Raw genomic sequence first — 25,251 nt, forward strand, 5'->3', positions numbered from 1 at the left:
GATATTGGTAGATCATTAAGACTTTATTAATAACACTCTGTTGATTGGTACGGAAGACACGAAGACTCCTGCGGGAGTACGGGGCAGGGGAGACCCCGCAGGCGCTTCAGCGCCGAGGAGGCTCCCCGGCACGCCCGCGGAAAGCGAAGTGTCTGGAGTACCAATCAACAGACAAGTCCCAAAGCTTGTACTAATAATATTATGGCGAATTAACGCAGTGAATTATTAAAGTATTTTATGAAGTAAAAGGCTGTCGAGAGTTTCTCGACAGCCTGTGTCCCACTTTCGATTTGAAAGTGGGACTTCCCGTTCATCCTCAACTAATGTATTACCTTATCTGACTGCTCCTTCTCCCTGGTAAATCCGATATGCGGGAACAATCGTATCGGAAACAATTTCTTTTCCTTTTTCACGAATGAAATCCAATTTATAATAAGCAGCGAATCTTTGGCTGATTTCCGTTTTCACAAGTTCCGGCGGAGTGACGACGATGAATTGGAACTTCAGTTTCTCGGCCACGGCAAATATGGGGTCAAGGACATGGGCCGATGCTGCTTGTCCGAACGGATTATCACAGACTAATGGAACCCAGCTTTGATCAGTTTCGCTTTTAACCGATAATAGCATCATCATCATCACCATTCGAGCGGAAAGCTTTTGTCCGCCGCTGCCGTCGGATTTCGTCCTTGAACCTTGATTAATGGTCTGCCACGTTGAGTAATGCTCTTTTTGCGGTTTCCCGTACATAAAGGCATTATCTGTTCGCATATTATAGACAAGCAGCTCAGGATATCGATTTCGAAGGGATACAAATAAAATTTGCTCATCACTTATGAGTTGTTTTATTTCATCGTCTAATGCGCGATTATGATCATCAATCATATCAAATTGTTTTGTGATTTTGTTTATAGCAGTTACAAAGTGCTGCTTCAGTAATGGCTCAATATCTTCCGACTTTTTAGGTAGGATGTCTTCTTTAAGTTGTACAAGCGGAAACGATCCTCGTTCATTTTTCAGCTTCATTTTCGCAATCATGGAACGAATTGCCTCAGCAATACTCATCACTTTCATGCTGGCACGGCTGGCCCAAAAGTTTTGCGCCTTTTCAGCTCTTTCTTTGTCACGTTCTAATTGTTCCAATCCACTTTGTGAGAAACGTTTCATATTCTTAACGATCGTCTGAATATGCGTAAAATGCCTTGTATCCAAATGATCTAAAGTCGTTACTACTTCATTTTTAAACCGAATCTCCCAATCTTTTCCTTCAATCGTGAGCTTTAAATTCCTTAAGGATTGGTCGATTTTCGCATGCTTCTCTTGCCCTTCGTCCTGGATCGCTTGGTGTTCTTCACACCAGGACAAGATACATGCTTTACCTAGACTGTTTATTTTTTCTAGATCCTCATTCGTAAATGCTGCCGCTTCCTCTTTGAGTATAACGGATAAGGTTAATAAATCTCCTTCGTACCCGGCAATATTGGTTTCCGTTTCTTTTTGGCGTTTCTCTGCCCGCTTTACTTCCTCTTTCGTTAATTTCGTTTGGTCTTTAATTTCTACTGCTTTTACTTCTAAATCAAGGTTTGCCCATTGTTCAGGCTGTTTTTCATACTTTTCGACTTTCTTTCCAGACTTATCACGCTGTTCAGTCGCGTGCTTTAAGGACGTTTCCGCTACGGTAACAGCCGTTCCTTGTTCCCGTTCATCTTTTCCCGCAGACTTCGCTTCCTTCTGTGCCGTTTGCAACATATTTTCTAATATACTAAGAGGTTCATCAGGTTCTTTTGCTTGATTCCAATCTTGATCATGGGCATTGAGTTTTTTCTCTAATTTGTTTTGCTGCTTTTGTTCGGTTTCTTTTTTTGCTTGAAGAACGAGTAATTCTCTAGCCTGTTCTTCTTTCGATTTTTGAAGCTGTTTTAGCTCTCCGATACTTCCGTTAATCTCTTGTAATAAATATGGAGATAGTTGAGGGACCTCATCAGATAGGTCTGCTTTTTCACCAGCAGGAAAAACAGCTTCTTCTATATAGAACCTAATCTCCTTTATCGTTTGTTCGGTTGTAAGCTTCCATTCTACATAGGTCTGATTCCACTGGTTTTGAAGTTCAACTGTCTGTTGGTGCTCTTTTCCTATTTCTTGCTGCTGTAGACCTAAGGCTTCTTTTTGTTTCTCTTTTTCTAGTTTAACCCGTTTATTTTCTTGATGAAGAGTTTTTTCTTGATTAAACTCCTCTAACGTTTCTACATTTCTTGTAAGCTTTTCTATCTTACTATTTGTCTTTTCCAGCTGTTCTTTTAGCCCAAGCTGTAATTCTTTCTCTTTTTGTTCTTGTGTTTTGATTTCTTGTAATTTCGTTTTCTTAGAAAGAAGAGCGTTTTGTTCCTGCTTGAAATCTTTTTCGATATCACTAGAAAGCTCACTTGATATAAACCGATCGACTTCTTTTAAAATTCGACGTAAGGAGGTTTCTGTCTTTTCTAATTCAACGAGCGTATTTTTCTTTTCTTCAATTTGCTTCGCAATCGTTATTTTCCAGCTGGTGAATTGATTCTTATCGCTTAATAGCCCATTCTCGGTTCCATTAATGATCACAAAAGATTGTTGGTGCTTTTCTCCGTTCATATCTTCGCGCAAGAAAATTGGAACAGGACTTTTGAACATTCTTCCTGTAAGAACCTGTTGATTAATTTTTTGCCATTGCTGTCCGTTTACGACCAACCCGTATGGAAGGAGCGGATTCGTCATCAGTGAATGAGCCATATCCTCTGGACTTAATGATTGGAGAAATTGGGCTCCATAAAACACATCAATTCCAGTCTTTTCATCAATCCATTCCTTTAATTCTTTCACGTCTTTATTTGCGATCCAGAAGGGTTCATCGTTTAAGGAATGGTCGAGTTGTGTTTCCCAAAGTTCCTTTTTCATTTGTTCAGCTTGATGTCGGTTAGTGCCAAGTATTTCTTCTATTTGTATCGCGTATTTCGATAAGAGTGAGTGAGTAAACGGCACTGTGACGTCATCAATTAACCCATGAAGTTTTTCTAATAGTTTTGCTTCCTTTTGCTTTTGTCCTTCATTAGCTGTCTTTAATTCTTCACATTTTTCCTCTGAAAACTGTATGGATTGGAAGAGCGTACCATGTGATGTCGCCAGTTGATTTTGCTTTTCATTAGAATCCTTATCTTTTGCTTGCAACTCTACTAATCTAGCCTGTTTGTCTTCAATTTGTTTAGAAAGACTCAGGGTTAAGCCCTTTAAGTCATAGGTTAAGCGATCGCCAAATTCTTGGATGAGTACTGCTTCCTTCGTCTCAAAGGTATGCATTTGTGTATATAGAAAGTCTATTTCCGTACTAAGCTGAGCAATGTCTTTTGTCTTTTGTTTATCCTGCTGCAACAGCCCCGTAGCTTTTTTATTCAAGAACTTTTTATATCCTAAATACTGTTTAACACCTTCTTGAATCGATAGATAGGATTGATTCCATTGCTTTCTAGCTTCTTGTTTAATTTCATCCATTCTTTGATTCACTTGCTCTAAGCCGCTATTTTGTTCCAATGTCGCGATTTGCTGTGAAAGAGCGCGAATACTTTGTTCGTTTTCATTCCACTCTTTTAATAACAGCTGAAAGTCTAGTTGTGCTTTTCGATCCTGTTTCACTTTAACGATTGCTTGTAAGGAAGTATGTTTCTCTCTTTCCTCCACTAATTTCTTATCCCAATCCATGACATCTCTGTGTGCTTTTGCAAACTCTAGATTTTCTTTTTGAAAGCGTAAATCTGCCTGCCTGATGATTAATTTCTCCAGTTCATTCTCTAAAGTAAGCAGCGTTTCTTCTTCTGATTGCTTTAAATGCTGCAAGGCACCCAGCAGTTGTCTTCCCGCCTGTATGCTGGAATGAACAATTTCTTTATGTTCAACACCTATAGCCAAGTGCTCTTCAAATGGAATAATGTCTTCTAAAAACTCTTTATGGGCCTGCTCTCTTTTTAAAAGAACAGGCAAGTCCTTCGCGATACTGGCCTGGCTCTTAAATATCTCCACAAGATCATTACTTTGATGTTCGGTTCGATGTAAGACTTGACTAATAGTAGGTATGATTCGCTTTTGGAACAGGGAATGATCATCCTCAGCACCCTCGAAGAATTTCCCAACGCCGCCTTCATCCTTATTAATTTCCTTCATAATGTCCCAATCTTTTCGGTTAATTCCGTAAGTATCAAGGATGCGATAGTGTTTTTTCGTATCTCGATACACGTCATATCCATTCCATTTTAAGTAGTCTTTCAAGCTTTCCGTGTCAGCAACCTCACCTTGCTCATAGAGTGGAATATGCTCAAGCGCTGCCTCTTCTTTCCGTTCAAATTCTCTTGTATAAAATGTAATATTAGGAACAATCCTTGCCTCCTGTTCCAATGTTTTACTTTCCATTCCACTTTCTTCATTCATGGAAATCCGCTGCTCAGCTGAGAACATTCCTCCAGTTACCAGAGACGCGTGGTCTGCACCGTCCAATTCCCATTGAATAAGTACATGAAAGGTATAGGGAATAAATTGCTCTTTATTATTAAAGAAGAATTGTTGATAATATCGATTGTTTTGTTTTCCCCATGAAGTTCCAGGCTTAAGTATTTGGAAAATGGTCTGAAGGAAGACACCTTTCCCACCCCCATTCATCATCGCAATGAGGCCATTTGTGGATGTCTCATCATTATGAAAATTAAAAGTGGTATCTTTGTATTGCTTTTGCATGCCATCATATTTCAGGCCAACAATTCTAATTCGATGGATTTTCGGCATGCATATCCTCCTCTGTAGTCATTAATTTTTTTAATAATTCATAACGGTCATAATCGTGATATAGGTATTCAATTCGCTCAAATAGTTCCGTTTTAGGAATCACCTTAGCTATATCGTCCCGATCCAGAATGACGATCAGCCCCTCCGTCTCTAACAAGCGCATGGCTATGGCTATTAAACCGATTCTGGTACGTCGATTGCCTTTTTTGATCCCATAATCATCCGTGTCCACCTCCATGTATTTCCAGGTGGTGACAACTTCCTTCATATCGATTCTTTCTTCTTCTCCGAAGCTGGGGTTCGTTTTAAGAATGCTATCCCAATTCATTATGAGGTCATTAACAGACCGCTCTAATGCGTAGTAGCTAATCCCTTCCCGCTTCGTGCGAATTTTTGCCGCCTGATTGCGGTCGATGGCCGCTAGAAAAGTCATAATGACAACGCTAATTAGATGAAAGTGCTTTTTCGTTTCGATTTGCTTATGCTTTTCTTTCATATGGGTAAAATTCGTAGCAAAAACAGAACCCGTCGGCTGGACAACTAATTGGATGCGCTTAGGCGATTCAATGATATATGTACCTGATTCGTCTGCTAATAAGAGAACTGTCTGTCTCACTTCCGGATCGAAATAAGTCTGAAAGTGTTCACTATTTTCGTCGATTACTTTATCTTTTAATAAAGTAAAAAAGACAGCGGATGCTCTTTTAATACTTTCTGCACTCACGCTAGCACCTCCTGAACACATATTTTAAATGGGGACATTTTCATTCGATACCATTGGAAAGGCTCCGCTCGATGATCGAACTCAGTATAGATTTTTAAGCCTTCAAAAATTTGAAATTGCGGATATTCCTTCATTAATTTATGTAGGAGAATTTCCCTCTCATCGCTTAATGTCTCTTCCTTCCGATGAAGCACTTGAACCTTCAGCGGCTTTTTATCGAACATCATCCACAAATCAATCGTTTCTGATTCTTCAAACCATAAATCCTGTACTTCAAGCGGAAGATCCGCTAAATCAGCGATCGAAAACTCTCCGTTTGTTTGTAAAAATTGAAAAACATAACTCCATGCCTTGATAACAGAATCCCAGTTGGTCACTCTCAGACGAGTAATGCTTTCTTCTGCCTCTTCTTCAATAACAACATCGATTAGTTGTTTTTCATCGAATTCCTGTTCACCCCAAATCCAATCGAGCGGCAAAATAAATTCATTCTTCGGTGAAAATAATGGAGAAAGGACTCTTTCTATCGCTTCGAAACTTTTGACCCCTTCCTTCATGAACCAATTTTCATAATAATGCTCTCGAAAGGAAACCAGGCTAGTTTCCCAAAACAATGAAGGGTTTTCTGCCTTTAATTTCATCTCATAGGAAATATTTTGAATAACCAGCTTCGCAAAACGATCATGCAATTGCCTTGTATGACCAATTTTTTCTTGGAGCAGAATCAATTCTTTTTGAATAGAATCTACCTCTTCATTCCTTCGTTTCGTTTTATCGATCATACTAGTAATGGTACGGAAATGATTTTTTTCTTCTTCAAATTGCTTTTCTATTTCAACCCGATTGTCGGCTCTTTGCCATTCCTCTTCAATCAATAAAATTTTGGGATTGTTGATCATTTCTTTTTGGAAGGTAAATTCCTTTGCCATTAAGCGGTTTACGCGTGAAATGAGGTGATCGAGGTTTCGAGTAGCTTTTCTAAAATTACCGTTTTTAATCAGCTGCATACTGTAGAGTTGTTCAATCGTGATCGAGAACTCCTCCGCCATTTCCCTGCTCATAAAAATCATTTCCTGCGCAACATCTGTTAGTTTATAAACAATCGACCCGCCCATTTCTAAATTCGTATATAATTCATCCATTGTCACATAGCGAAAGGTTTGTGTCTCCCAGGATTGTCTTATTTCATCATAATATAGGGCTTCAAAGGGTTTACTATATTCTTCTTTCCCCTGATATAAAAGCCCGCTTGTAATCCGTTCCATTTGTTTATCGTCTGCCAAAAGCTTCATTTGCTTAATTGATTCTTCGACCATATATTTGATATCTGATTTGCGCCTTTGATCATCATCATTTAATTCTCGATAAAATATGGTGAGGAGCACTTGCATGAGAATAGTTTGGATATGAGGTTTCAGCTCCCCAACTTCCATTCCCCTCCCAAGCTCAAACAGTGGATTTAATCGTTGCATTCGCTTGCCGAAGCCTTCCCATGATTCGTTCACGTCCATCTCCTCCATGTTTCTATGTTTAAGACTTCTTGTGGAATCCGCTTATTTTCCTGCCATAATTGCTGTAATAGTACTTGCTCCTCTTCCGTAAACCATTGAAAGAATGAATCACGGTATTTGATATTTTGTGTTTGTCCTTGTTTTTGATCATTTCTTTGTTCAAGACGCTCAAGCATTTTACGATATATTTTTAAGGCGGGCTGTATACAGCAATCCGGGTATTTTTCAATAAGCCGAATCATGATCCCGTAACCCGCGGCATCAAGGTCTCCTGCGTAATAGAAAAGATAGGATTTAGCTGGAAACATTCGAAAGAAAAAGGAAAAGCTCCGCTCAATTTTAGTTCCTTCACCATAAATAATCAGTTCTGGTTCATAATCGAGTTGATTGACTTCCAATAACTTAATGGAAGTATGGAAGAACGATAGATTCTCAACAATCAGTACCCGCTGAATATCTTTTATTTCTTTCCCTTGTTTCATCCAAAATACAAAAGGTTCCCCGTAATTCACCATTTTAAGCTGCGCTTCTGATATGCCAATTCTGGCTAAGAAGCCTTTTCCATCAGGAAAACTATCATTGTCGAGTAAGAATTTTTCATGGCCAAAGAGTTCCAGACTTCTTTCTTCGACTGACACAATTTCCCGTTCCAAACTGGGCTTTAGAAAAGAATATACCTTCTGGATTCGATTCCATTCATTTTTCGTCTGCCATTCGGGATGCCGTTCATAAAAGGAAAAATCAAACAGATCACCTAATTTCATCATCTCGAGACGATCCCATTTGTTTTCCTGAACTTTTATATTGACCCAGTAATATAAGGCAAGCGCCGGGTTTCTTCCATTATATTGATTATTTTGGATGGGAATCAGTTGTCCTTCCCTTTGCAATGTTTCAACTGCACGGTAAAACAACGAATAACCATCCATCTCAAAATAATTATCCAAAAGCCTGCGTAACTGAAGTTCTAAATCGTTACTATTTATTTTCTTCTTTTGGTTAGGGTGTTGAATATCAGCTATAAATCCTCTCACCCGTGTTTCAATGATGTCGATTGTACTCACCCACTTAAATCTTCATAGAGTTATAGAAATAGACTCTTATTATCCAATTTGAACATCCTTATATTATAAACTAGTTGCGTTATCGTTGGTAAATGAAATTTTTTTAATATAATGACCTGTTGTAACAAGACAAATAAAAAAAGCCCTAAATCAATGGATGGGGCTTTTAGAATCTACTATTGATTTATTTCAATTCTTGATCTGCCAATCTGTCATCTTTTGTTTTTGATTCTATAACATGAACAAGTTCTTCTATTATATCGTTTAAACTCATAATGCTTGTATCTTTTCTTAAAATGCTAGAAGTTTTGTATAGTAAAGTTCTTTCTTGTTCACTCATAAATATAGTTTTTTCTTGTTCATCCATAAAAATCCCTCCATTTTTAATAAAATGCTGAATATTAATTCTGAGCGGTAAAACCCAATTTATTTCTTGGAAGATCATTGAATAAAGAATAAATCCAAATTCTAATCTGATTTAATATACTGATTTAAAATCTTTCTATAATCATTTATGGGTGATTCATTAGTTAGTCGTCCATCTAACTCAATAGCCAATAACCGAATAAAGTCTTTGCGAAGATTTAACTTAATTGCAGAATTAAATGCTTCTAGCAATAGTTCAGTACTAAGGTTATGCATACTTATCTCACTCCACTTGCAGTCAAGTGTGTATATATTAGAAACAGTTCTAATCAAGAATTAAAAAAAGCAGCTTGCCGAGTTAGGTAAAGCTGCTTTTTTTGTGCGAAATAGATTATTTATTAACAAAGAAGACTCAACCTATAAAGGAAGTATTTCCTAATAGGTATGTACACTATTTACTTGGAGTAACTAGTACACGCACGCTATCTTCCAATTGATGAGCAATACTTTGATGAGTCTTTCTTGCTTGTTTTACATAGTTGTCAAAGACAGCTTCCCAAGCATTACGCGCTTCATTTGTATAGTCAATGAATGCCCCGCTATTTTGTTCAAAAAGCTCCTCAGTTTTTTTAATTAAATCAAAGGCTGAGTTAATTGGAGTCAAATAAAGCTCCTCTAATTTACTAGCTGCTTCACTTACTTGACTATTTAAAGATTCAGTCACTTCTAGAGCAGACTCATTTGTTTTAAAAATGTTGTTTTGGAATAACCCATTACGGAAATCACCATTTAATTTTGTTGCTTGCTCAAAAAGCCCCATAAATGTTTTACGGTATACTCCATTAAACTTTGTTGTTTCTTTTATAGCATTTAGGTATAGTTCTTTACTTTGTTCTCTAAGTTCTCTTGTACGAGATACTGCACCTTCAAATTGATCCCAAAGTGTATCAATAAATGGATCCGAAACATAGTTTGTTTCTTTTTGCTGTTCTACTTTTTGAATCTCAACTTTAGCAACCTCTACTTTTGGAACCTCAACCTTTGGAACCTCTAATTTTTTAACTTCCTTGTTTAGAACTTCTTCTTTTTGTTGGATCATCTTTTGAACCATTTTCGTTCCTCCTCATTGTTTTTATAAATTTCTCTATATTATCCTCCCTTTGAAACGGAAGTATGTAGAGTTTAAGATAACTAGAATACATTGTAAAAAAATGATTGAGCTTGGATTAATAATGTTGTGTTGTTTAACATAACCCTTTACATACACATTACCAACATTAGGTTCAACTCGATAAAATTTCTATATATGTATTTTACATATATAAGCTACATTTAGTCAATTGTAAATAAACAATAAAATGTATACAATTCATAAATGTGTATATTATTTGACTATTATGAAAATTGGTGTATGAATTCTCTTTCCCTGGCTCTCAATAAAATAGGTGATATTTTTGTTATATTCATCCATTCCTTTTTAATATTATAGAAAGTCCAAACTTTTTTGTAACATGGAATTAGATTCTATTCTATTTAAATCTTAAGGAGGTCAACAATGAGTGAGATTGTTTCAGCATTTCAGGATATTCCAACCACGTGCATTTCTGACACGATGCAAGGGCTAAATAATATGGACCCATCCATTAAACCATTAAAAGAGGAATACAGAATTGCGGGGCGCGCCTATACTGTTAAAATGCCTGTTGGTGATAATCAATGCGTATTACGTGCAATTCGTGAAGCCCAGCCAGGGGATATTATTGTTGTAGATGCAAAAGGAGATACCTATCGAACCATCGCAGGGGATTTCATCCTTGGACTGGCGCAAACATTAGGGATTAAAGGGATCGTCACCGATGGGGTTATTCGTGACATCCTTGGGGTAAAAAAACTTAATTTCCCAGTATTTTGCAAAGGTACAACTGTTGCATCAAGTGCTAAAGGTGGCTGGGGAGAGGTACACGTGCCGATTTCTTGCGGTGGAACCTCAATAAGCCCAGGAGACATCATTGTAGCGGATGCAGATGGGGTTGTTGTGGTCCCGAAAGAGATTGAGGAAGAAGTATTAAGGATAGCAAAAGAAAAACTTGTTAAAGATCATGAACGGGATGAGAAAGTTTCAGGAAAACCCGATGAAGTTATCCGTTATTTAGATAGAATGCTGAAATAAATAGATTATCAAAATGAAGGGAAAACAGGTTTTTTTAGATTCCCTTCTTTGTTATTTTGTAATAAAAGAGAAATACATAGGAACTTTTTCGTTCGGACTTCATTCAATGGATTAAATTATTTTTGACAAATTTGTGAACAAAGTTTTGACAATTTTGTGAACAAAGTGAATAATAGTATTGTAGAGGAAATGACTGAACTAGTATTTCCGCTTAAGATGCACAAAAATTTTTTGCAACGAATTAACAGATTAATTAAAATTTTCAGACGCAATATCGTATAAAGGAGGTCATTATTATGAATTCACGTTTAAAAATATTACATGCAACAAAATGGACTGGCGGAATTACATTAATAACGGGTATGATGATCTTTTTATATGGAATGTTCGGAGATGTTACCCCGATTATTGGAATTGGAATCGGTACCATTGTTGGTGCTGTGCTTTTCTTCCTAATTGGCATGTTTTTTATAACTACCGAGGAGATGGTCGAAAACACTCATAAAGGAATTGAAATTTCGCCAATGAAATCAAGAAATGGATTGTATTTAGTAAAAAATAATAATAAATGTTAGAAAAAATATGTAATTGAAAAGGGAGCGTTAAAAACGCTCCCTTTCCTCCTACATATCCCAAAGAAAAATGAGTAATGTACCTAAAATGGTGACTAATGCCACTGTAATCATAAAAAATACTTTTCCATAAATAATCCATTTTTCATTTGTCTCACCAGCATGCATGAATACAACGAGCTGGAGGAGTGCCTGTGCAAATGCTGTAACAACAAGTACAAACATCCCCATTGCAAAAGACAAATGTAAAAAGTAAACGGCAAGAGCGACTGCCGTTAATGAAAGAGAAAAGACAAAGCCCATTATTTGTTTTCGTGGGAATAATTCGCTCATATTACATCATTCCTTTCAAATAAATGAAGCTGAAAATAAAGATCCAAACAACATCCAAGAAATGCCAATACAACGAAAAAATAAATGATTTATTTGTTGTTTCGGGAGTTAAACCACGTTTTTTTACCTGCATAAGAATGCCGGCTCCCCAGAATAATCCGTAGGTAACGTGCGCGCCGTGTGTTCCCAATGTCATCATTAGAATAGCTGTAAACGCACTTGTCTGCAGTGTTGCCCCTTCATGGATATACGTAAGAAATTCATCAATTTCAAAGCCTAGAAAGCCTAAACCGAGAACAAGTGTGATTGCAAAAAATGTTAACATCGCTTTTTGTTTCCCGATACGCATCGCGTGAATGCCAAGCCCAATTGTAAAACTACTTGTCAATAAAACTAGTGTTTCAAATAAAACTGGGGTAATTTCAAAAATTTCGGATCCACTTGGTCCATTACCTACTCTATGCTCTAGCGTAAAATAGGACGTAAAAAGTGTCGCAAACAGCATAATTTCAGCCGCAAGGAAAACCCAAAAGCCAAAAATATTTTGGTCATTTTGTTTTGTACTATATTCTAATGGCAGCGAGTGATCGATTTTCATTAGTTAACACCTCGCAATTTGATTTCAGTTTTTTCAATTTCTTTAACAGAAATATAACGGCCATGATCCACTTCAAATGAGCGAAGTACCAAGCATGCTAGTATTGCAATCGTTGAAATAATAGCTGGAATCCACAATGAGAATATGAATGAAAATCCCCACACGAAGAAAATTGCACCCATTATAAATGGAATTCCGCTGTTATTAGGCATATGAATTTTTTCCAATTCACCTGAAAACAGCTGATGACCCTTTTTCTTGGTATCCCAGAATGCCTGACTTGAAGCAACATTTGGTGTAATTGCAAAGTTATATTCCGGGACAGGAGTATGTGTAGCCCATTCCAATGAACGAGCATCCCAAGGATCTGCGCTAATATTTCGTGGTGAATAACGAACACTGTAATATACGTTGTATACGATTATAGCAAAGCTGATTGCCATAATACCCGCACCAATAAATGAAACCATATTTAGAGTGCCATAGCCAGTCGCCTCAGAATATGTGTACATACGGCGTGCTTGACCGTCCAAACCAGTAATATACATTGGGAAGAATGCTAAGCAAAATCCGATGGATAAAAGCCAAAATGCCCATTTCCCAATTCTTTCATTTAACATAAAGCCAAACATTTTTGGCCAATAGTACGTAAGACCAGCAAGCATCGCAAATACAACACCAGGGATGATGACATTATGGAAGTGTGCTACTAAAAACATTGTATTATGGTATTGGTAATCAGCAGCCGACATCGCCAACATAACCCCTGTCATTCCGCCAATCACAAAAAGCGGAATAAAACCGATGGAATACAACATTGGTACGGTGAAACGAATCTTCCCTTTCCATAATGTGAATAACCAGTTGAACATCTTAACTCCAGTCGGAACTGAAATGGCCATCGTTGTTATCGAAAAGAAACTATTTGCCGTAGGGCCTTGACCCATTGTAAAGAAATGGTGAGCCCAAACCAAACATGAAAGGGCTGAGATAATAACCATTGAAGCAACCATTGATTTATAGCCATAAAGGTTTCGACCGGCAAAGGTTGAAATAATTTCACTATATAATCCAAACGCAGGCAAAACGAGAATATATACTTCAGGATGTCCCCAAACCCAGAAAAGGTTTGCCCAGAGCATATCCATCCCGCCATTTGTGGTTGAGAAGAAATGGGTACCAAAGAGTCTGTCCATTGATCCCATCGCAAGTGCCACTGTTAATACAGGGAAAACTGTTACAATGATTAGGTTTGCAACCAATGTAGACCAGGTAAACATCGGCATTTTCATTAATGTCATACTTGGTGCTCTCATTTTAATAATCGTTGTAATCATGTTAATACCTGTCATTAGTGAACCGAGACCGGATATTTGAATGGCGAACATATAATAGTTCGTTCCGACCGATGGACTAAGCTCATTTCCAGCAAGAGGAAAATAGGAAGTCCATCCTGCATCAGGTGAGCCTCCGACAACAAAAGAGATATTCAGCAGCATCGCACCGAAGAAGAATAGCCAAAAGCTTAATGCGTTTAATCTTGGGAAAGCTACATCACGAGCCCCAATTTGTAATGGAACAAGATAGTTCATAAAAGCAAAGATGAATGGCATTGCCATAAATAAAAGCATAATAACTCCGTGTGTTGAGAAAACCTCATTATAATGCTGGGCATCCATCAGCTTATTATCAGGTACAGCAAGCTGTGCACGCATCATAATTGCGTCTACTCCACCCCGAAATAACATAATTAAGGCAGAGATTAAATACATAATTCCAATTCGTTTATGGTCAACCGTTGTTAACCATTCACGCCATAAATACCCCCACTTTTTAAAATAGGTTAAGCCCGCGAAAATAGCGACTATGGTAAGGCCAATCGCAACCATTGATGCATATATCGCAATACTTGGATTTGGTACGGCAAAACGGTGCAAAAAATCCATCCTGTACTGACTCCTTTCGAAAAATGTATTTTAACAATTGTTCATTCATAAAACATTTAATATTTACTGATGACTTTTGTGGTCTGACATGTCCATTTGAGAATGTTCCTCATGACCTTCCACTGATTTAGTGGATTCACTATTATGATGGTCAGGTGGGGGACTAAAGTTTAAATGAGTACCAGTGAAGGTCATTTGTCCGAGATGACCCGGTTTTAATAACTTATTAAATTGTCCCTCTGTTAGAGGCTTTGCAGTTTTTTTAACGTCTTTTACCCATTTATCAAAATCCTTTTCAGACATTGCCGTGACATTGAACATATTTTCAGCAGATCCTTTACCACTGAAGTTCGCATTGCGCCCCATCATTTCTCCTGGTTCATCAGCAGCTAAATTCAAGGTGGTAGTCATATTAGACATCGCATATTTTTGTCCGCCAAGCTGCGGAATCCAGAAGCTTGTAATAGGCCCATAGGAATAGAGCTTAAATTCAATCGGACGGTCTGTTGGAATATACAAATAGTTAACCGTTTCGATATTTTCCTCCGGGTAACTAAAATGCCATTTCCAATCAGAGGATGAAGCATAAATAACTAAAGGTTCCTTATCCTGGTATCCTTGTGGTTTTGCTTCCACAATATAATTACTTTGAACAGATACAAATGAAAAATAAGTTACTATTATGACAGGAATTCCGACACAGATGATCTCGACCCATTTATTTCCTTCAATGTGAGGAGGTTCATAGTTCGGGCTTTGCTTTGAGGCACGGTACTTTATTAACACATATATCAAAATAGCAAAAACAATAATCACAATAAATGACATGATGCCTATGGACAGCAAAATGTCATGGGCTTGCCTTTTGGCTTGTGGCCCCTTAGGATCAAGAACCATGAGTGGTTCACATCCCGTAAGCACCGTGACAATAGTGAATACCAACAATACTAAAACCGATTTTATTTTCATTTTAGCAACCCTTTCTTTAATCTAAGATATTTCTAAATTAAATGTTTCATATATTGTGATATAAATCACATCTAAAAAAAGTTTATTACAAAGTCGCTTAAAATACATCTTCTAGATAGAAAATGTCATTAAATATTCATAAAGGCAAATTGACATATAAAAGTGGAGGCTATTCATTGGCAATTTATTCGAGAAGTGATTATAATGAAAAATTTATTCTAAAATAGGATTGTATCATTTTTCCTAAGCTGCAAAAAAAAACCTATTGTCATGTGACAATAGGGTTTTGGATTATTAGGTAAAAAATAGAAGCGGCTGATTCGGCAATCTACTATTTCACCATCCATGGGGTCCAGCCTCTTACTTAACTGATGAGATGATACCAATTTTAAATGAAGCCTCCGTTTTTTCAACCACTTCTTCAACAGATACTCCGTCCTGGGTTTCTACGAGAACCATTCCTTCTGGAGTGAAATCAAATACAGCCAAATCAGTGATTAAACGGTGCACCACTTCTTTTCCGGTAAGAGGAAGCGTACATTCTGTTTTGACCTTTGATTCACCGTGCTTATTTACATGTTCCATAATAACCACCACACGTTTTGCGCCGTTTACTAAATCCATGGCGCCGCCCATTCCTTTGACCATCTTCCCGGGAATCATCCAGTTAGCCAAATCTCCTGTTTGTGAAACTTCCATTCCCCCTAAGATGGCAAGGTCGATATGACCGCCGCGAATCATAGCAAATGATTCTGCACTGTCGAAATAGGAAGCACCCGGTACGTCTGTTACTGTTTCTTTTCCCGCATTTATTAGATCAGGGTCTTCTGTACCTTCAACCGGATAAGGGCCAATGCCCAATAAGCCATTTTCTGATTGTAACATGACATTGTATTCGCTTGGAATTTCATTGGCAATAAGGGTTGGGATCCCAATTCCTAAATTCACGTTCATTCCATCCTGAATTTCTTGAACCGCACGTTTTACAATGGTTAATCGCGCATCCTTCAATCCACTCACTCCTTGTCTCTTAAACTTAGCTGTTGATTTTCGCTCCAGGCGCTTTGCTCCCATCAACATTCTTAAAAAAACTATTAAGCTTGTACTACTGTGCGTCTTTCTATCCGTTTTTCATAGTTTGTTCCGAGCAGGACACGTTGAACATAAATTCCAGGGGTATGGATTTCATCTGGATTTAACTCTCCTACTTCAACGATTTCCTCAACTTCTGCAATCGTAATTTTTCCCGCCATGGCTGCCAATGGATTAAAGTTTCGGGATGTTTTTCGGAAAACAAGGTTTCCTAGCGGGTCGGCCTTCCAGGCTTTTACTAGGGCAAATTCACCGACAATTCCCTCTTCTAATAAATAAGTTCTTCCGTTAAACTCTTTGTGTTCTTTTCCTTCTGCAATTGGTGTTCCCACCCCAGTAGCCGTATAAAAACCAGGTATTCCTGCGCCGCCAGCACGAATTCGTTCTGCAAGCGTTCCTTGAGGAACTAGCTCAACCTCAAGCTCACCACTTAAAAACTGCTTTTCAAAAATTTTGTTTTCACCGACATAAGATGAAACCATTTTCTTAATTTGCTTATTGGCAAGCAGCAGACCAAGTCCCCAATCATCCACGCCACAGTTATTACTAACGATGGTTAAATCCTTTGTTCCCTGATCTCTTAAGGCAAGAATTGCCTTTTCGGGAATTCCACATAGTCCGAAACCTCCGACGATGATGGTAGCGCCATCTGAAATATCTTTTATTGCTTCGGTGAAGGAATTCACAACTTTCCCATTCTTCACTGGATCCGCCTCCTTAGATTTAAACTTTTACAATTGACTTTAATAAATCAGACTGGATATACAGCGTGTTTCCGTTCTGAAAAAATGAGATATTTTGATGAGTATGCCTCAAAACGGTTCACCAGCTCTTTTCGCAATGAGTTTGCTGGTATAATCCCGTCGATCACCATTTCGGAAGCTAAATGGTAAATATCAATATCTTCTTTATATTCCTCTCGTTTTTGTTCGATGAATGCGGCACGTTCTTCTTCAGGCAGCGAAGCAATTTTATTAGCATATACGGCATTTACTGCTGCTTCTGGTCCCATTACCGCAATTTGTGCTGAAGGCAAAGCAAGACAAGCATCCGGTTCAAAGGCAGGGCCAGCCATTGCATAAAGACCAGCACCATAGGCTTTACGGACGATAACAGAGATTTTTGGAACACTTGCTTCAGCCATAGCTGAAATCATTTTCGCCCCATGGCGAATGATTCCTGCCCGTTCTACTTTTGTCCCTATCATAAATCCGGGTACATCTACTAGAAACAAAAGGGGAATATGGTAGGCATCACAAAGATTAATAAATTTTGCGGCCTTATCTGCTGAATCGTGGAATAAAACTCCGCCTTTAACACGTGGCTGATTGGCGATAATTCCGACTGATTTCCCCTCCATACGAGCAAGTCCTGTAATAAGTTCGCCAGCAAAAAGTTTTTTGATTTCAAAGAAGGAACCTTCATCAATAATCCCGTTTATGAGATCATGCATATTAAATGCTGCATTCTGATTAGACGGAATCAGCTCTTCTAATGGCTTTTTCAATAGTTTAGGAGCAACAGCCTCATGAACTGGCGGTTTCTCTGAAAAATTAGCAGGGAAATATGAAAGATAGTTTCTCGCCATTGAAATGGCTTCTTCTTCATTTTTCGCCAGAACATCACCACATCCTGAAACAGAACAGTGCATGCGGGCACCGCCCATTTCCTCTAAGGTTACTTTTTCACCAATAACCATTTCGGCCATTCTCGGTGAACCCAGGTACATCGATGCATTTTTATCAACCATAATGACAATGTCACAAAAAGCCGGAATATAAGCTCCGCCGGCCGCAGATGGTCCAAACAGAATACAGATTTGAGGGATTTTACCTGAAAGTTTCACTTGATTGTAAAAGATTCTCCCTGCCCCACGACGTCCCGGGAACATTTCCACCTGATCCGTTATCCGCGCCCCAGCTGAATCTACCAAGTATACTAATGGCACGCGAAGTTTTTCAGCCGTTTCCTGAATTCGAATGATTTTCTCAACCGTTCGAGCTCCCCAAGAACCCGCTTTGATTGTTGAATCATTGGCCATCACACATACAACCTGACCATTAATCTTGCCCATTCCTGTCACGACACCATCTGCAGGAAGATCCCCCGCCATACAGTTTGCAAATAAAGCATCCTCTAATTCAAAGCCAGGATCGAATAAAAGTGATAAACGATCACGAACGAATAGTTTTCCCTGCTCTTGGTTCTTTTCATGATATTTAGGAGCTCCGCCCTTTTTTATTTGCTCGACTCGATCTTGCAGTGTTTGTTGTAGAGGTTTCATATCCACAGTCATTATTTCTCCTCCTTTATTTATCTAGTTTTCTTATTCTCCCCTGTAAATTGGGGCGCGTTTCTCCTTAAAAGCCTGTAATCCTTCTAAACGATCCTTTGTTGGCATCGTCACTTCATAGGCATTTTGTTCAATCGCAAGACCTGTATTTATATCGACATCATAGCCTTTATCGATAGCGAACTTTGCTTGCGTAACGGCAATCGGGCCATTCCGAACAATTTGTCCCGCGATTTCTAATGCTTTATCCATTAAGCTTGCAACAGGGACCGTATACTCTACTAAACCAATCTCAAGGGCTTCGTTTGCCTCAATACGTCTGGCAGTGAAAATCAGCTCTTTGGCACGTCCCTTTCCTACTAATCTTGCTAAACGCTGTGTTCCGCCTGCACCTGGTATAATTCCCAATGAAGTTTCCGTTAGTCCGAGTTTCGCAGTTTCAGAGGCAATACGGATATCACAAGCGAGCGCTAGTTCAGTTCCTCCGCCAAATGCAACGCCGTTCACCGCCGCTATGACCGGTTGGGGTAATAATTCGAAAGAATTGATCGTATCACGGATTAAGGTAACTGTTTTCCTCACCTGAACCGGATCCATTCCAGCTCGTTCCTTTAAATCAGCGCCCGCACAAAAAGCCTTCTCCCCTGTCCCGGTAATGACGATACAGCGGACGGATCGATCATATTTACAGGTAAGGATGGCGTCCTTGAGCCCCTCTAACATCTGTATAGATAAAGCATTAGCTGCTTCCGGCCTATTTAAAGTAATCAGAACGATTCCGTTTTCTAACTTGTTAACTACTATAGTATTAGTCATGATCTCACCTTTCTCACACGGTATTTCCAAGCTTTCCACCCAGCAAGGAGCTGACGGCTTGAAAACTTTTACTAGGTAAAGGCCTGCCAAGCTTCTCCTGAATGAATTGGGATGCAGAAGTCAGCTTTTGCTGATCAGCTCCCGTGTGAATTCCCATCCCGTGAAGCATATAAAGTAAATCGTCTGTTGCAACGTTACCAGATGCACCGGGGGCATAAGGACATCCTCCTAAGCCGCCAAGCGAAGAGTCAAAAATGGTAATTCCCATCTCTAACGATACTAAGATGTTAGCCAAAGCCGTTCCTCTTGTATCATGAAAATGCATGGCTAATCTATCAGCCGGAAATCTCTTTAGTAACACTTCTAACACTTCTTGAACTTGCTTTGGATTTGCCACACCGATCGTATCCCCGAGAGACAGTTCTGCAATCCCCATGTCAAATAATGTTTCGGATACTCTTATGACCGCATCGATATCAACATTCCCCTCATAAGGACAGCCAAAAACAGTCGAAACATAGCCTCTGCTTAATTTTCCGGCTGATATGGTTTCTCTGACCAAGTCTTTTAACACAGGGAAAGTCGCTCCAATTGTTTTATTAATATTTTTTAAGTTATGTGTTTCACTTGCCGACATAAACACGGCCACTTCATCAATGTTCGCTTTAAATGCCTGTTCCAAACCTTGAAGGTTTGGAACGAGTGCTGTATAGGTGACACCGGGCACTTTAGTAATGCCAGCAGCCACGGCAACGGCATCTGAAAGTGCAGGAATCCATTTGGGATTAACAAAAGAAGTAATCTCCAGGTGTTTTAGCCCACATTCTGATAATTGATTAATCCAAGTAATTTTGTCTTCTGTTGAAATGAAAGCTTTTTCATTTTGCAATCCATCACGAGGACCAACCTCTTTAATCGTTACACTCTTCGGCCACTTCATTGTTCCATCTCCTTTACACCCTTATTCAGGCTCTATTCAACTACTACAATGACGTCGCCTTCATTAACAAAGTCGCCTTCATTCACTTTCACTTCTTTCACCGTTCCATCGAGTTCAGCTGCAATTGGAATTTCCATTTTCATTGATTCTAAAATCACTACATCTTGACCCTCTTCTACCTGGTCCCCAGCTTTAACTAATATCTTCCATACATTACCTGCCATGCTTGCCAATACTTCACTCATGATTATTCCTCCTATTTAACGTTATTTGCTTTTTTAGATTTTAAATACTTGTTAACAAAGTCTGTTGTGATATCACCTGAATGGAATGCCGGATGGGCAATCACCTCTTGCAGCATTGGGATATTTGTTTTAATACCTTCAATATGATAATCCACTAATGCTTCTTGCAGACGAATGATTGCCTCTTCCCGATTGCTGCCCTTGACAATAAGTTTAGCAATCATTGGATCATAAAAAGGTGTGACTACGGATTGACCGTGAATCGCTAATTCATGGCGAACTCCAGGTCCGTTCGGCAACTCTAATTTTGTTATTTTTCCGGGTGAAGGGAAAAATGTTTTCGGGTCTTCCGCATAAATTCTAACCTCAATGGCATGACCGTCGCGTTTAACTTCTGCTTGAGAAAATTCCAGAGCTTCACCTGCAGCAATTTGCAATTGTTTTTCAACCAAGTCCAACCCTGTAATTTCTTCCGTAACCGGATGTTCCACTTGTAAACGGGTATTCATTTCAAGAAAATAGAAATTTTGCTCTTCATCCACTAAGAACTCGATGGTGCCCGCATTTTTATACCCAATGGATTTGGCCGCTTTTACGGCAGCCTCCCCCATCTTGGTACGAGTTTTTTCAGTAATAAATGAGGATGGGGCTTCCTCTACGACTTTTTGATGTCGGCGCTGGATTGAACATTCACGTTCCCAAAGATACACGGTATTTCCAAAACAATCTGCCAAGATTTGAATCTCAATATGCCTTGGATTTTCAACAAACTTTTCAATATACATCGCTCCATCGCCGAAGAAATCAGTTGCCCGCTTTTGATTCCCCGCGAAAGCTTTTCGGATTTCATCTCCGTTATGGACCACCTGCATTCCAATTCCTCCACCCCCAGCGGAAGCTTTTAGCATAACGGGATAACCAATGCGATCCGCCGCTTCTACTGCTTCCTCTTCATCTGCCAGTGGGTAGGTAATCCCCGGAACGACAGGAACACCAGCTTCCTCCATTGCTTTGCGAGATTCAATCTTACTTCCCATTTTGGAAATAACCTCTGGGGAAGGTCCAATGAAGATAAGGCCAGCTTCCTCACACCGGCGGGCAAAGTCCGTATTTTCGGACAACAAGCCATATCCCGGATGGATTGCCTCCGCTCCCGAAATTTGAGCGACCTCGAGAATTTTATTGATATTTAAATAGCTTTCAGCTACACGGGGACCGCCAATTAAATAGGCCTCATCTGCCATTTTCACATGGGGAGCATCCGCATCTGCTTCTGAGTAAACTCCAATGGTTGTAATCCCCAAGGCCTTGCATGTACGGATTACACGGACAGCAATTTCGCCGCGATTAGCTATTAATACTTTTTTAAACATGACTTTCCACCCTTTCTATCCTTTATTTAAGAAGGTTAAAACTCATCAGCATCAGCTAAACTTTGATAATAAAGGAGATATGTAAATATTTAAGTCTATCTTTAACTCCTAATCTACTAATATGGAACCAGTCATTTGTCGATTACCTTCCTGACAAATGACTGTCTCTAATTAATAACTATTTAACAGTTGATTTTTCCGCAACTATTTTTTGTATTTGTGCAACGGTTGTCGGGTCTTCTAGTCCTGTAATATCACCGGTAACCTTACCTGATACAACAATTTCCTTTAATAAGCGGCGCATAATTTTTCCACTGACTGTTTTCGGGAGCATATCTGTAAAAATAATTGATTTTGGAGTGGCAATCTTACCAATTTGTTGAATGATCCGATTATTTATTTGTTGTTTTAATTCTGCTGTTCCGTTATAGCCATCAGCCAGACGGACAAATACGAGCGGAACCTCTCCTTTAATTTCATCAGGGATTCCAATAATTGCAGTCTCAGAAACTCCTTCACATTCAAGTGCAGCACTTTCCATTTCCATTGTACTCAAGCGGTGCCCGGCTACATTAAACGCGTCATCTGAACGGCCAACTACCCATAAATATCCATCATCATCTATTAATGCCAGGTCGCTGGCATAATAGCAGCCATCCACTTGGCTATAATAGGATGCGTAATACCTTTCCGGTTCTTTCCAGAGTGTTCGGCATAACATTGGAAATGGTTTTCTAATCACCAGGTTTCCTAAGGTGCCGGGTCTAACCGAATTGCCTTCTGCGTCAACGATATCCATAACTGCACCTAAAAAGGCCGTTCCTGAGGATCCCGGTTTCATCGGTGTCAGCCAAGCTGCCCCAGCTAGAGGCGAACCCGCTGTTTCGGTTTGCCCCCAAGTATTATTGATATATACCTTTTTCTTTCCTAAAACTTCATAGGTCCAATGCCACGTCTCTGGATCGAAGGGTTCTCCAACAAGGGAAATAACATCGAGGCAAGATAAATCAAATTTCTCTAATGTTTTTTCTCCCATACTTTTTAACATTCTTAAAGCTGTTGGGGCTGTAAACAGTTTATTCACCCTGTATTTTTCAATGATTTGATAAAAACGGTCTTTTGTTGGATAATCAACAGCTCCTTCAAAGACAACGGTTGTTACACCATTCGCTAAGGCACCTGTAATTCCCCATATATGCATGGTTAACCAGCCGATATCCGCGGTACACCAGAAAACATCGTCCTGATGGTGATCCATATGATACTTGGCATATGTGTAATTCTGTGTGACAAAAGCCATGCCGGAATGCACGACACCTTTTGGTTTACCTGTCGTCCCACTTGTATAAAAGACAATACCGCTCTCATTCGCTTCAATTCGATCAGGTTCACAAACGATACTTGCCGCTTTAGTCTGCTCATGCCACCAGTAATCCCGGCCCTCTTTCATTTGAACCTCTGAACCTAAGCGGTCGACAACAATGACGGCTTCGATAGATGGGATAGATGGAACAACCTGATCCACTTTTTCTTTTAAAGGGATGAATTTACCCCGGCGTTCCGTTGCATCCGCAGTGATCAATACCTTTGGCTCAAAATTGATGAGTCGGTCTGTCAATGATTTTTCTGAATAACCGGAGAAAATGGTATTGTAAATCGCACCAATTCGGAAACAAGCTAAAACAGAAATAAAGGCTTCGGCCAGATTCGGAAGAAAAATGGCAACACAATCACCTTTTTTTACACCAAAGGATTTAAGAACATTCGCAAACCGATTAACTTCAGCAAGAAGCATATTATATGTGTAAAATTTGGTGTCCCCGTTTTCACCCTCCCAAATGAGCGCGGTCCGGTTTCCTGCCCCATTTTCTATATGGCGATCAAGTAAATTTACACTTGGGTTACTAATGCCGCCGGAAAAAAAGCGAAAATCGGGGAGCTGTCCACTAATGGTTTCATCCCATGGTTCATACCAAACAAGTTCACGGGCTGCACTGTCCCAAAATTTAGCCGGTTCTTCTTGTGATTGTTTAAGAAGTTCTTGAAATGCTTCGCTGCTTCCAATAGAGGTTGAACGTACTTTTTCTTCGTTTGGATAAATAAGTTTACTATTTGAAACGACTTGTAAAATTCCACTAATATCCATGTAATGGCTCCTTTAACAATTTTTTTAATTACTATTAAAATTCATTAACATCCAATTTGTTTGGCTATGACCATTCGTTGAACTTCAGATGTTCCTTCACCAATTTCCAAGAGTTTTGCATCACGGAAGAATCGTTCCACTTGATATTCCTTCATATATCCATAACCGCCATGAATTTGAACGGCTTGATCACATGCTCGCATGCACATCTCCGAAGCAAATAATTTTGCATATGCCGCTTCCTTTTTAAAGGATCTTCCTTGATCCTTTAACCAAGCTGCTTTAAAAACCATATTTCGTGCTAATTCAATATTCATAGCGATGTCCGCTAATTTAAATTGGATGGCCTGGAAATTGGATAAACTTTTTCCAAACTGTTTTCTTTCTTTTGCATATTGAAGAGCCTTTTCATAGGCTCCTTGTGCAATACCTACAGCCATCGCAGCGATTCCAATTCTTCCGCCATCAAGAGTAGCCAAAAATTGCTTGTAACCGTTTCCATCCGTTCCCAACAGATTTTCTTTTGGAACTCTTACATTCTCCATGATAAGTTCTGTGGTATTTGAGGCATGCAGACCCATTTTTTCGTAGTTGTCGATGACAGTGAATCCCGGAGCATTTGTAGGAACAATAAATGCGCTGATTCCGTTGATTCCTTTTGAGCGGTCTGTAACCGCTGTCACTGCAAGGTGATTGGCATAGCTTGCATTTGTAATAAAACATTTGGAGCCATTAATGACCCACTCATCTCCATCAAGAACTGCTGTTGTTTGGGTTCCACTTGCATCAGATCCTGCATTTGGCTCAGTCAATCCAAATGCTCCAAGAGACTCTCCCGTACAAATGGGCGTTAAATACTTCTCTTTTTGCTCATGTGTACCAAATAAATTAAGAGGTGCTCCTCCTAATGAAATATGTGCTGAATATGTAATGCCTGTTGATGCACAAACACGACTAAGTTCTTCCACGACAATCGCAAAGCTAATCGTGTCGGCTTCACCTCCACCGTATTGTTCAGGAAATGGCAGGCCCATGATCCCTAACTCTGCTAATTTTGCAAACACTTCCTTAGGGAATTCCCCCGTTCGATCACGTTCATCCGCTCCAGGAGCAACTTCTGCATCAGCAAAATCTCGAACTAACTTGCGGATCATCTCTTGTTCTTTCGTTAAATCAAAATTCATTTATCTACATCCCCTTTCTTAATATTCTGATTTGTTTTTTGAGCAAAAAAAATTAATCCTTCACTACCTATCTATAAGATGAACTCCTTTCATTATTTTCAAAACTTTCTTA

General features: G+C 39.2%; 22 protein-coding genes. 2 read left to right on the top strand and 20 right to left on the bottom strand.

All coding sequences use genetic code 11. The annotated features are described in order from the left end of the window. Positions 1-333 precede the first annotated feature (333 nt). The 7 genes from RCG22_RS05775 to RCG22_RS05805 all read right to left on the bottom strand — a co-directional run bounded on the left by RCG22_RS05775 (position 334) and on the right by RCG22_RS05805 (position 9,573). Positions 334-4,797: a hypothetical protein gene (locus RCG22_RS05775; protein ID WP_308106118.1), complete on the bottom strand. Its 4,464-nt coding sequence runs from the start codon at positions 4,795-4,797 to the stop codon at positions 334-336. Beyond that, positions 4,775-5,521 (bottom strand): DUF6063 family protein, encoded by a 747-nt coding sequence (locus RCG22_RS05780; protein ID WP_308106119.1) that lies wholly within the window; start codon positions 5,519-5,521, stop codon positions 4,775-4,777. Before RCG22_RS05780 ends, RCG22_RS05775 begins: the two co-directional genes overlap by 23 nt. Then, complete coding sequence (locus RCG22_RS05785) at positions 5,518-7,032, bottom strand: hypothetical protein (RefSeq protein ID WP_308106120.1); 1,515 nt, start codon at positions 7,030-7,032, stop codon at positions 5,518-5,520. The genes RCG22_RS05780 and RCG22_RS05785 overlap by 4 nt, the downstream gene beginning before the upstream one ends. After that, positions 7,023-8,096 carry a Wadjet anti-phage system protein JetD domain-containing protein gene (locus RCG22_RS05790; RefSeq protein ID WP_308106121.1) on the bottom strand — a complete coding sequence of 358 codons (1,074 nt, stop codon included), beginning with the start codon at positions 8,094-8,096 and terminating at the stop codon, positions 7,023-7,025. Before RCG22_RS05790 ends, RCG22_RS05785 begins: the two co-directional genes overlap by 10 nt. Before the next feature lie 184 nt (positions 8,097-8,280). Then, positions 8,281-8,463 carry a hypothetical protein gene (locus RCG22_RS05795; protein WP_308106122.1) on the bottom strand — a complete coding sequence of 61 codons (183 nt, stop codon included), beginning with the start codon at positions 8,461-8,463 and terminating at the stop codon, positions 8,281-8,283. Positions 8,464-8,564: 101 nt separating this feature from the next. Next, positions 8,565-8,738, bottom strand: coding sequence for a sporulation histidine kinase inhibitor Sda (gene sda / locus RCG22_RS05800; protein WP_098261351.1), 174 nt, complete (start codon positions 8,736-8,738; stop codon positions 8,565-8,567). Between the two features lie 175 nt (positions 8,739-8,913). Continuing rightward, positions 8,914-9,573 carry a hypothetical protein gene (locus RCG22_RS05805; protein WP_308106123.1) on the bottom strand — a complete coding sequence of 220 codons (660 nt, stop codon included), beginning with the start codon at positions 9,571-9,573 and terminating at the stop codon, positions 8,914-8,916. Between the two features lie 444 nt (positions 9,574-10,017). On the opposite strand from RCG22_RS05805, the gene RCG22_RS05810 reads away from it, so the two are divergent. Further along, a complete protein-coding gene (locus tag RCG22_RS05810) occupies positions 10,018-10,632 on the top strand; it encodes an RraA family protein (RefSeq protein WP_308106124.1) in 615 nt (204 codons plus the stop codon). Between the two features lie 296 nt (positions 10,633-10,928). After that, on the top strand, positions 10,929-11,207 hold the full coding sequence (locus RCG22_RS05815) for a hypothetical protein (protein ID WP_176525508.1): 279 nt from the start codon (positions 10,929-10,931) through the stop codon (positions 11,205-11,207). 48 nt (positions 11,208-11,255) lie between these two features. Here RCG22_RS05815 and qoxD read toward each other — a convergent pair whose 3' ends face one another. From qoxD to RCG22_RS05880, 13 genes are all read right to left on the bottom strand, one after another. Next, positions 11,256-11,537 (bottom strand): cytochrome aa3 quinol oxidase subunit IV, encoded by a 282-nt coding sequence (gene qoxD, locus RCG22_RS05820; RefSeq protein ID WP_308106125.1) that lies wholly within the window; start codon positions 11,535-11,537, stop codon positions 11,256-11,258. Between the two features lies 1 nt (position 11,538). After that, complete coding sequence (gene qoxC / locus RCG22_RS05825) at positions 11,539-12,135, bottom strand: cytochrome aa3 quinol oxidase subunit III (protein WP_308106126.1); 597 nt, start codon at positions 12,133-12,135, stop codon at positions 11,539-11,541. Next, complete coding sequence (qoxB, locus tag RCG22_RS05830; RefSeq protein ID WP_308106127.1) at positions 12,135-14,081, bottom strand: cytochrome aa3 quinol oxidase subunit I; 1,947 nt, start codon at positions 14,079-14,081, stop codon at positions 12,135-12,137. The genes qoxC and qoxB overlap by 1 nt, the downstream gene beginning before the upstream one ends. 63 nt (positions 14,082-14,144) lie before the next feature. Beyond that, positions 14,145-15,050 carry a cytochrome aa3 quinol oxidase subunit II gene (qoxA, locus tag RCG22_RS05835; protein WP_308106128.1) on the bottom strand — a complete coding sequence of 302 codons (906 nt, stop codon included), beginning with the start codon at positions 15,048-15,050 and terminating at the stop codon, positions 14,145-14,147. A gap of 360 nt (positions 15,051-15,410) precedes the next feature. Continuing rightward, positions 15,411-16,061 (bottom strand): 3-oxoacid CoA-transferase subunit B, encoded by a 651-nt coding sequence (locus RCG22_RS05840; RefSeq protein ID WP_308106129.1) that lies wholly within the window; start codon positions 16,059-16,061, stop codon positions 15,411-15,413. Positions 16,062-16,144: 83 nt separating this feature from the next. Then, positions 16,145-16,846 (bottom strand): CoA transferase subunit A, encoded by a 702-nt coding sequence (locus RCG22_RS05845; protein WP_098261343.1) that lies wholly within the window; start codon positions 16,844-16,846, stop codon positions 16,145-16,147. Between the two features lie 47 nt (positions 16,847-16,893). Next, a complete protein-coding gene (locus RCG22_RS05850) occupies positions 16,894-18,438 on the bottom strand; it encodes an acyl-CoA carboxylase subunit beta (RefSeq protein ID WP_308106130.1) in 1,545 nt (514 codons plus the stop codon). A gap of 30 nt (positions 18,439-18,468) precedes the next feature. Then, on the bottom strand, positions 18,469-19,251 hold the full coding sequence (locus RCG22_RS05855) for an enoyl-CoA hydratase (protein ID WP_308106131.1): 783 nt from the start codon (positions 19,249-19,251) through the stop codon (positions 18,469-18,471). Between the two features lie 13 nt (positions 19,252-19,264). Beyond that, a complete protein-coding gene (locus RCG22_RS05860) occupies positions 19,265-20,191 on the bottom strand; it encodes a hydroxymethylglutaryl-CoA lyase (RefSeq protein WP_308106132.1) in 927 nt (308 codons plus the stop codon). Positions 20,192-20,223: 32 nt separating this feature from the next. Continuing rightward, positions 20,224-20,436: an acetyl-CoA carboxylase biotin carboxyl carrier protein subunit gene (locus tag RCG22_RS05865; protein ID WP_098261341.1), complete on the bottom strand. Its 213-nt coding sequence runs from the start codon at positions 20,434-20,436 to the stop codon at positions 20,224-20,226. Between the two features lie 11 nt (positions 20,437-20,447). Continuing rightward, a complete protein-coding gene (locus RCG22_RS05870; RefSeq protein ID WP_308106133.1) occupies positions 20,448-21,809 on the bottom strand; it encodes an acetyl-CoA carboxylase biotin carboxylase subunit in 1,362 nt (453 codons plus the stop codon). A 178-nt stretch (positions 21,810-21,987) separates the two neighbouring features. After that, complete coding sequence (locus tag RCG22_RS05875) at positions 21,988-23,955, bottom strand: acetate--CoA ligase (RefSeq protein ID WP_308106134.1); 1,968 nt, start codon at positions 23,953-23,955, stop codon at positions 21,988-21,990. Between the two features lie 44 nt (positions 23,956-23,999). Then, positions 24,000-25,139 carry an acyl-CoA dehydrogenase gene (locus tag RCG22_RS05880; RefSeq protein ID WP_308106135.1) on the bottom strand — a complete coding sequence of 380 codons (1,140 nt, stop codon included), beginning with the start codon at positions 25,137-25,139 and terminating at the stop codon, positions 24,000-24,002. Positions 25,140-25,251: the final 112 nt, after the last annotated feature.

This window comes from Neobacillus nitrireducens (assembly GCF_030915405.1).
Taxonomy (GTDB): Bacteria; Bacillota; Bacilli; order Bacillales; family Cytobacillaceae; genus Neobacillus.

Bases quoted from the DNA above. Each gene is read 5' to 3' on its own strand.
- RCG22_RS05875 (WP_308106134.1), bottom strand. From the start codon at position 23,955: ATGGATATTAGTGGAATTTTACAAGTCGTTTCAAATAGTAAACTTATT.
- RCG22_RS05810 (WP_308106124.1), top strand. From the start codon at position 10,018: ATGAGTGAGATTGTTTCAGCATTTCAGGATATTCCAACCACGTGCATT.
- RCG22_RS05865 (WP_098261341.1), bottom strand. From the start codon at position 20,436: ATGAGTGAAGTATTGGCAAGCATGGCAGGTAATGTATGGAAGATATTA.
- RCG22_RS05870 (WP_308106133.1), bottom strand. From the start codon at position 21,809: ATGTTTAAAAAAGTATTAATAGCTAATCGCGGCGAAATTGCTGTCCGT.
- qoxB (WP_308106127.1), bottom strand. From the start codon at position 14,081: ATGGATTTTTTGCACCGTTTTGCCGTACCAAATCCAAGTATTGCGATA.
- qoxA (WP_308106128.1), bottom strand. From the start codon at position 15,050: ATGAAAATAAAATCGGTTTTAGTATTGTTGGTATTCACTATTGTCACG.
- RCG22_RS05860 (WP_308106132.1), bottom strand. From the start codon at position 20,191: ATGAAGTGGCCGAAGAGTGTAACGATTAAAGAGGTTGGTCCTCGTGAT.
- RCG22_RS05880 (WP_308106135.1), bottom strand. From the start codon at position 25,139: ATGAATTTTGATTTAACGAAAGAACAAGAGATGATCCGCAAGTTAGTT.
- qoxD (WP_308106125.1), bottom strand. From the start codon at position 11,537: ATGAGCGAATTATTCCCACGAAAACAAATAATGGGCTTTGTCTTTTCT.
- qoxC (WP_308106126.1), bottom strand. From the start codon at position 12,135: ATGAAAATCGATCACTCGCTGCCATTAGAATATAGTACAAAACAAAAT.
- RCG22_RS05815 (WP_176525508.1), top strand. From the start codon at position 10,929: ATGAATTCACGTTTAAAAATATTACATGCAACAAAATGGACTGGCGGA.
- RCG22_RS05775 (WP_308106118.1), bottom strand. From the start codon at position 4,797: ATGCCGAAAATCCATCGAATTAGAATTGTTGGCCTGAAATATGATGGC.
- RCG22_RS05805 (WP_308106123.1), bottom strand. From the start codon at position 9,573: ATGGTTCAAAAGATGATCCAACAAAAAGAAGAAGTTCTAAACAAGGAA.
- RCG22_RS05785 (WP_308106120.1), bottom strand. From the start codon at position 7,032: ATGGACGTGAACGAATCATGGGAAGGCTTCGGCAAGCGAATGCAACGA.
- sda (WP_098261351.1), bottom strand. From the start codon at position 8,738: ATGCATAACCTTAGTACTGAACTATTGCTAGAAGCATTTAATTCTGCA.
- RCG22_RS05855 (WP_308106131.1), bottom strand. From the start codon at position 19,251: ATGACTAATACTATAGTAGTTAACAAGTTAGAAAACGGAATCGTTCTG.
- RCG22_RS05795 (WP_308106122.1), bottom strand. From the start codon at position 8,463: ATGGATGAACAAGAAAAAACTATATTTATGAGTGAACAAGAAAGAACT.
- RCG22_RS05850 (WP_308106130.1), bottom strand. From the start codon at position 18,438: ATGACTGTGGATATGAAACCTCTACAACAAACACTGCAAGATCGAGTC.